6 protein-coding genes are annotated in these 8,194 nt (G+C 32.1%); all 6 read left to right on the top strand.

What is annotated here, in order from left to right; genetic code table 11:
• Positions 1–482: 482 nt before the first annotated feature.
• From HMPREF3112_RS01365 to HMPREF3112_RS01340, 6 genes are read left to right on the top strand one after another with little or no spacing between them, the layout of a single operon-like run.
• The gene (locus HMPREF3112_RS01365; RefSeq protein WP_070437622.1) at positions 483–1,259 is read left to right on the top strand and encodes a hypothetical protein; all 777 of its coding nucleotides are present in this window, start codon (positions 483–485) and stop codon (positions 1,257–1,259) included.
• Entirely contained in the window at positions 1,256–2,986 is a 1,731-nt protein-coding gene (locus tag HMPREF3112_RS01360; RefSeq protein ID WP_070437619.1) for a YcaO-like family protein, read from the top strand. The genes HMPREF3112_RS01365 and HMPREF3112_RS01360 overlap by 4 nt, the downstream gene beginning before the upstream one ends.
• Positions 2,987–3,011: 25 nt before the next feature.
• Positions 3,012–3,854, top strand: a complete 843-nt coding sequence (locus tag HMPREF3112_RS01355; RefSeq protein ID WP_070437614.1) for an ABC transporter ATP-binding protein — start codon at positions 3,012–3,014, stop codon at positions 3,852–3,854.
• Entirely contained in the window at positions 3,854–4,573 is a 720-nt protein-coding gene (locus HMPREF3112_RS01350; protein WP_070437611.1) for an ABC transporter permease, read from the top strand. The genes HMPREF3112_RS01355 and HMPREF3112_RS01350 overlap by 1 nt, the downstream gene beginning before the upstream one ends.
• Complete coding sequence (locus tag HMPREF3112_RS01345; RefSeq protein WP_070437608.1) at positions 4,573–5,667, top strand: M20/M25/M40 family metallo-hydrolase; 1,095 nt, start codon at positions 4,573–4,575, stop codon at positions 5,665–5,667. Before HMPREF3112_RS01350 ends, HMPREF3112_RS01345 begins: the two co-directional genes overlap by 1 nt.
• A complete protein-coding gene (locus tag HMPREF3112_RS01340; RefSeq protein ID WP_256262641.1) occupies positions 5,648–8,179 on the top strand; it encodes a lantibiotic dehydratase in 2,532 nt (843 codons plus the stop codon). Before HMPREF3112_RS01345 ends, HMPREF3112_RS01340 begins: the two co-directional genes overlap by 20 nt.
• Positions 8,180–8,194: the final 15 nt, after the last annotated feature.

Raw genomic sequence — 8,194 nt, 5'->3', positions numbered from 1 at the left:
TTTTATTCTCTTATTTTTTATGGTGTTATTGTATCAAAACTAAATGTTTTAACCCTTTTTTGTCGTTATCGAACAATAATTTATCAGAATCGGTAAAAATAAAACTTAGATAAGCAAAAAGTGATTAATTTAAGACCTCTTGTGATAATTGTAAAAATGATGCTGTGGTTGAAGTATAATAATCGTGTCAGTTAGGAGAGCTAATAAATGACCCCAGATAGAATGAAAGGAGTAATAAGTTGAAGATCGAAAAAATTTACAAGAAGAGTTTGAAATCGACATTTTGGAGTTAGATGATATAGAAGGAATTCCATTAACAGATGTATCAAGTGGTAATTATTACGTATGGAATAACCTTATGCTCATCAAGTTTTGAAAAAAATAGGAAGATGGACGTGCGATAGATAAACAGAAATATATATAATGTTCTTTAATTTTGAACAATTATATTTGTTTTCATAGTCATAGAGGAATAAGAACAGATGAGAAATTTAAAATATGTCATCCAAGAGGACAGTATGCTGCTATCATATTTTGGAAAAAGATGTAGGATTGCTTTACCTAAAAAGCTATCTAAGGATGAAGTTCTACAACTAGTTATTTCAAATATAAATGAAATTTTTGGATTAAAGCAAGAGTTTTCAAAATCACTCACCATGTTTAAGATTGGGGAACAAATCTTTCGACTTCCCAAGGAAGCCGAAACTTCCTTAAAACGCTTTTTCCCAGCTATAAGATTACTTTCTGAGGAAGAAGAGTCTTTACTGAGACAAAATTTGCAGTTTCTAGGAAATTTGAAAGGAACGTTCTACCTTAAAACAGATGGAAAGCAAATGATTCATCAATTAGAAGAAGGAATTTCTATTTATCACGTGCTGGACCAAGCAGACACTATATTTAAAACACCAACTATTAATCGTCTTCTAGATATTAATATTTTGAAAAATATATATTTTGAGAGTTTAATAGACTCATTTGATATCATCAATCGTCAAGGAACATGTCACTTAGAAATTTTTACTAATGAAAAAGAAAAATATAGTTTTGATGATACCAACATGGAGGATCTTGTTTTTAAAGCAGTCAAAAAAATAATGGAGTCTAAACTAAGTTATAGATACGTAGGCATAGGGAGAAATAGAGGCGAATGCCTTGAGGATTATTTGATGAAACATGGTGCCTCTAGTACTCCTATATTTTGTCAAGATAGTTTATCGAAATTCTTGGGTCTTGTACTTGCTAAGAAGGAGAATCTATGAATATTCAGCAATACGTAAAAGTAATACTGTCAAAATCTTGTGAAACACAGCCAATAGAGCTAGTCTACCAAGGGATGAGGTTATATTTTGGAGAACTGGATTATTTTTACTCAAACAGAGTAGAAGAAGGGATAATCATTTTCTGGGATGAAGACAAACTGATTGTAAGTCCCGTATTTCATAAGAAAGAAAAAAATTGTAGCATCTGTTTCTTAGAACATCGGAGGAAATTTAAAATAGATGATTCAATTGGAAGAGATGGCGACACGATTGAAATAGAGGATAACAATTTATTTGAAGAAAAATTTCTTTACGTAATATCTAACCTGATACAGGTCAAATCGCAGCCTCCTTTATTTGATTATTTTATAATTGAGGATTGGAAAATTTCAAAGTGTCAATTCTTTCGAATTGCTAATTGTGACACCTGTATTTCTAATAGAGAAAGTGTAGAAGAGATCTTGGCTACAGGAAATAGTCGTTGCCAGGCATCCTCTTTGAGAGAAAAGTTGGGAGATTATTCTGCTTATATTCAATTGGGTAATTCTGATACTGGGATTTTCAATAGAGAGTTAACAACTCTACTAGATAATGGTGTAACGGTTGAACTACAATACTCACTTTCTAATAATGAGATTATTTCGGGAATTGGTATTGATAAAAGCTATAAAAGAGCAAAAGCTAAGGCATTTCTAGAAGCGATGGAACGTTATAGTGGCATTACCTCCAAGGGGCAGAAACGATATTGGTTCTCCATAGAAGACTTGAGAGGGAAGTCAATCGATTTCCTAAATCCTAACGATTATTTTCTTGAACTTGAGAAAGAAGAGGTGGCTAGTACGAATAAATTTTTCTGGTTGCCAGCTTACAATTACCAAAGTAATGACTATGCTTTAATACCTGAAGATTTTATCATTTATAAAACAGAGAGAACTCCTGAAAGTAAAAAATTAATGAATATGAGTTCAAATGGACATGCAATTGGAAATAGCTATAAAGAAGCGGTTATTTTTTCACTTTTTGAAATGTACGAACGAGATCATTTTCTTGTTCATTGGTACGAGAAACAGCCACCTCAAGAAATAAATCAAGATAGCATTCTAGATGAAGATATTCACCATTATTTAAGTATGATTAAAAACTTAGGGTATGAGGTCTCGATTTATCAAATGCTTTCTAGCAAGGTGATAAGCATTTATTGGACCATCGCTAGAGGAAAAAATGGTAGCAAGTTTGCGACTTATTCAACAGCAGGTGCTCATCTTTTTGGAAAGACGGCAATTATTTCTGCATTAAAAGAGCTATATTTTGCACTTTATATTTATGATGAAGACGTCGAACATATTAAAGAAAATGGGCGACAAATGCAAGCTCAAGATGTTAAAACTGTGGCAGATCATGCAATTTATTATTCAATTGAGGATAGAAGTATACAGTTTAATTTTTTGAAAGGTGTAGAGGTTATCGATTTTGAAATAAAAGATGACTACTCTATCGAGTTAGATTCCTACTATTCAGATCTATTGGAGTTTACGAATAAGCTATTTGGGAATTTTTATATCGTAGATAATACCCCAAAAGGTTTGAAGGAAATTGGGTTATGCGAGGTGAAAGTGTTTGTTCCTGGTATGCAAGATATGAATTTTGGTTATGCAAATCAGTACATCAATCACCAGCGGATTCATCTGGACGGTAATCAGGAAGTACCAATTCACCCCTTCCCATAATCTTATAATTAAAAGAGGATAAAAAATGAATTTAATTGAAATTAACAATTTAAGAAAAAACTATGGCGTAAAAGAAGTCTTGAAAGGTTTGGATTTGTCCCTAAAGAATGGTCAAGTTTATACATTGCTTGGAAAAAACGGTGCAGGGAAAACAACATTTATCAATATTTTACTTAGACTAATCAAGGAAGATTCTGGTAGCGTAGTCTCAAACGTTAGCGTAAAAAAAGAAGTTGGTGTAGTCTTTCAGGAAGACTATTTTCCAAAAGAGACAACAGTTTCGGATTTGATAAAGCTACAAGCTTCATTTTTCCATAAGAAGGTTAATGTTGATGAAGAATTAAAAATAATGGGATTAGAGAAAGAGAAGTTTCAAAAGGTAGGAACACTTTCGGGAGGACAAAAACGGAAACTTTCGTTCCTATTAGCGACCTTACATGATCCTAAACTTTTGATTTTGGATGAACCTACTGCTGGTATGGATTATGATAGTGTAGAAAAGTTTGTTCAACAGATTAAAAAATTAAAGGCAAAGGGAAAAACAATTCTCTTAATTACACACGATTTGTACCAAATTGAATCTTTTGCAGATTATATTCTGTTGCTAAATGAAGGTGTATTCGAAGAGAAAATCTCAGTAAATGATATGTTTATGGAATCGTTGTATGAATTTCCCAAAGAGATGGTTATGAGTGGAGCTGCGAAGGAGCAATTGTTTTATAAGAATGATCAAACTTATGTTTTCAGTAGTCCATACGCACAAAAAATAATTGAACAAAATGGTATTAGGAATCCAGAAAACTTTAAGCGTCATAAACAAGTAGTAGATATTTTCAAACGTATTTCATTTGTAGAAGGAGATAAATAATGATTTCAATTGTTCAGCAGATAAAAAATAGTTTACAAAATAAGCGATTTATCATTTTTACGATTTTATTCCCAGTGGTATTTTACGTTTTCTTTATAAAGCAACTTAAGTTTGTAAACACAGATGATAGTGGAATGATTGCATTGTTTTCTGCTATGTTTGGAATCGCAGGAAGTGGCTTGAACACCTTTAGTCAAAAAGTATCGAAAGACAAAGACTACTTCCGTATTATGGATAAAATCTCGCCCTATTCTTATGCACATTATATGTTTGATAGTGTATTAGCACAAACGATCTTGAATATTTTAATTTTGTTCTCAGTTACTTTAGCTGGTGTATTGATTGGTAAATTAAATGTAACAGGGTCTTACTTGTCAATTTCTAGTCTCCTGCTATACTTTGGCTTTTATTATATTGTTATTGGCTTCCTATTAGGAACAGTATTTAATGATGAAACACTTGCTTCTGCCTCAATGCCAATCTTTTTCCTATTCATGATGCTTAATATTACTCCAAATATCATGACAACATTAAAAATGCCAGATATCATTGTAACGATTCAGAAATTTTTCCCGGGCTATTATTATAATGAAGTTTTATTGCATCAGACTCCAGAAAAGTTCTTACAAGCATGCTTGGTCATTACAATTTATGTTTTTATCGCAGGGACTATCACAGTAATTGTAAATAAATTGTTACAAATTAATAGGAGAGACTAATGGTAGAAATGACTTCAGATAGGTTGTTTTCACACTATGAACAATTACATAGGCGACCTGAGCCAGGTTTTTCAGAAGAAAAAACTAAGTGTTATATTAAAGACTTCTTAAGTCCATATCCAGAACTAAAAAAAATTTCGGAAGGTAAGATGGGATTGATTTATCAATACGTAGGGCGAAAGGAAGAAAAACATCATTATGATTTAGCTTTTCGTGCTGAATTAGATGCTGTAGAAATGGATGAATTCTATGGAACCTACTATCATGGTTGTGGACATGATGCACATACAAGTATCCAACTGGAATTAATCACCTATGTTTGTCGTAACAAACCAAAGCTAAATGTACTTTTCATTTTTCAAGCAAGTGAAGAAAAGTATGGTGGTGCAAAAGAAGTTTGTAAGTTTTTGAAAGACAAAAGGATTACTTTATCGAGAATATATGCTTTACACGTTACCTCGGATTTGTATCCCAATTATGTATCAATCAATAAGGGAGACATTCTAGCTGCTGGTTTGACTTGCCGTTTAAAACTTTCATTAAAGAATAGTGGACATGTCAGTAATCATGGGGACAGTGCAGCGAGTTTATTTTCTAAATTAGTTTTACTATCAGAAAGCCTAGATGAACTGGATTGTCAGTGTAGAATTACTAACTTTTCCACCAATGGCTCTCATAATGTATCTCCTACAGAAATAAAATTTAATATTACGTTTAGAGGAAAAAGTAGTGATATTTGCAAGCAGCAACATCAGAAATTTTTAGATCAGTTAAACCTAGAATATCAAAAGGAAGTTATTATGGATTATCCTTTATTACATAATAATACAATGCTATATGAATGGGTTGAACAAGTATTATCTCAAAGTAAAGTAGTAAAGACTCTAAAAACTCCATTTTTGTTTTCTTGTGATGATTTTGCCTTCTATGGAAAAGAGCTAGATGTACCGACATGTTATTTCTTTATTGGTGCATATAGTCAGGGTCATCCGATTCATTCGAATGAATTTATTACACCGAAGGCTAGCTTATTAAGAGGTTTGTATGTGATGACATTATTGATAGAAAAGGAGAATGAGCGAATTAATGGTTAAAAATGTATATTATAGAAAAACAAATTTTTCGAATGGCGAATTTTCTAAGTTTTTTCAAAAAGAAATATTTGAAAAAATACGAAATAATCAAAAATATCGCCTCAATTTGTTAAAACAAGTGAGTTCTATTCGAGAATCGGGAATTGAACAATTAAATCAAGTTATTCAGGAATGTCCGGAATGTAAAGATAAGAAGCAATTGTTAAAGTTCTCGCATGACTTCTACAATAATAGAGGAGATTTAGGAAAGAAATTTCAAAAAATAGTATTTCTACTTCCACCAGATTTAGCATCAGAATTTGATTCTTATTTTAAAATGAAAGAACAAATTTTGATGATTGATAATAGAATTGAAGCACAGGTAGATCAACAATATTTAAATGAGAAACAAATGATGCTACAGGGACTTCGTGATAATCTAGATTTTGTTCAGAACACAAAGATGATTGGGCAGACTCTCTATCAAAAGTTAGAAAAGCTACTCAAAACAGATGTTAAAAATCATAATAAGAAGCAACGGCAAATGGATGGTTTTTTGTACAATTATTATACTCGTATTGCTACAAAGACAAGTCCCTTGGGGTTATTAGGCACAACAAGTGTTTATGGGCAAGAAGAATTTCATTTAGATAGAGAGATTTTTATGTCGGTGAACTCTTCAATCATTTTAAAGATATTTGATAGGCTTTATCAAAACCCAAAAAATCAGCCAGTTTTGAACTTCAAACTAAATGAGACACTAATTTTAAAAGAGAATAAGTATTACGTAACGGTTTTCAATGATATCAAAGGAAAAAGTTTATACCGTAATCGTCAGGAATTGGTTACACTCCCTGAAAGTAAAATCTTAAATGAGATTTTACAGCTTTTCAAAGGAAAAGGGCAGTTATCGGGACGTGACATCTTAGATAAACTCTCTCAAAAAGGGCAAGAAAATCTTCTTACAAAATTGTTGGAGAATTGTATTTTACTTCCAGCTGATCAATTAACTATTGAAGGTAAGCAAAGTATGTCAGAAGCGTTTCTGCAGAAATTAAAGGGTATTTCTTCGGTTATGTTTTCAAATGAAATTGAGATTTTCGAAAGAATAGTTGCATTTGAGCAAGAAGAGTTTTCTTGGGAGATATATGATCGATTGACGGAAGAAGTTCATAATCTTGTTCTGTATTATGGCATTGAAGGATTTGACAAATCATCGTATGTTTCGATAGATAAGCTTGCTTCTAATACTGAGAATGATTTAGAAAAAGAGGTTCAAGTTGTAAAAGAACAACAGAAGTGTTTCAATGATCTATCAAAATTTATTTCTATTTTTGATATTTCAACACGCAGTAAGTATTTAGCCTATGAGATGCTTCGAAAAAAATATGGTGGAGAATTCAAGCCTCGAAACGCTCGAGAAATGAGTAAATTTTTGCGAGATCTATCAACTACGCTTTTTCAAAGAGATGGCTATTGGATGGAATCATTTGGCTATTTAGGAGAAAAGTACCAGCATAAAATTGATAATCAACTCTTGAAGTTGAAGAAGGAAATTCTTGAGCAATTGCTTGGTCAAGATTCGGGGGACGGATCAGAACTATTGATTTCAACCGAATTGTTGAATAGTTCAACGAAACAATTAGAGAAACTTGTTGGACAAAGCCATAAATCTCGTGCTTATTTTTTACAAGTTAGTCCAAGTAATCAAATAGTCTTTAATCATATTTATAAAGGCTATGGAGTCTACCGTAGACGGTTTAATCATTATCTTCCAACAGATCAAGAAAGTTATAGATTAGATGGAGCTTTAGTAGATATTCCAATGACATTTGGTTTCAATGCAAATATTCGAGAAAGTACAGATAAGACCTTATCCTTACCATTAGGTGAACGAGCTTTTGCCAGCTCTGAACAATTGAACTGGTTAGATTTAGGTTTTCGACTTTCAAAACAATCAAAGGAAATCGAAGTGTTCGAAAAGGCAACGGGTGCTATTATTTATCCACACTTCTTAGGAAGTTTAATAACAGTCGCCCTCCCTTCATTAGTTGCGGTTTTTAATTCAATTACTCTCAATGATTCTATTTATTTTGATTTTGGAGAATTGTTACTCAGACAGAAAATAAAAAATCATTCTCAGGAAAAAGTAGTGGTCCCAAGACTTTGCTTTGAAAAAGTTGATTTTATATTATCTCGAAAAAAATGGTATCTTGCTTGTGAAAAATTACATACCATTTTACAGGAAGATACGTCAATGGGTCAAAAATGGTTAGAAGTTATCGAGTATTTTGAAGAAGAAGAGTTGCCATTATCTTTCTTTGTAAAAGACTTTTTCGAGTCTTATAATCAGGACTCGGAGTTACTAAAAACAAAACCACTATACATCAATTTTGAATCTTTTTTAAGCTTTAAAGCATTTGTAGGTTTGGTGAAGAAGAAGGATAGAATTTTAATCGAAGAGGTCTTGCCAGAATGTACTGATACAGAAACAGATATGATTACAGAGTTAATTGTTGAAACAAATGATTGAGAAAAGAGGAGGAGA

It is taken from the genome of Streptococcus sp. HMSC10E12, assembly GCF_001807855.1.
Lineage (GTDB): Bacteria > Bacillota > Bacilli > Lactobacillales > Streptococcaceae > Streptococcus > Streptococcus salivarius.
Note: the sequence above shows the minus strand (reverse complement) of the source record. Positions and strands in the feature narration are given on the sequence as shown.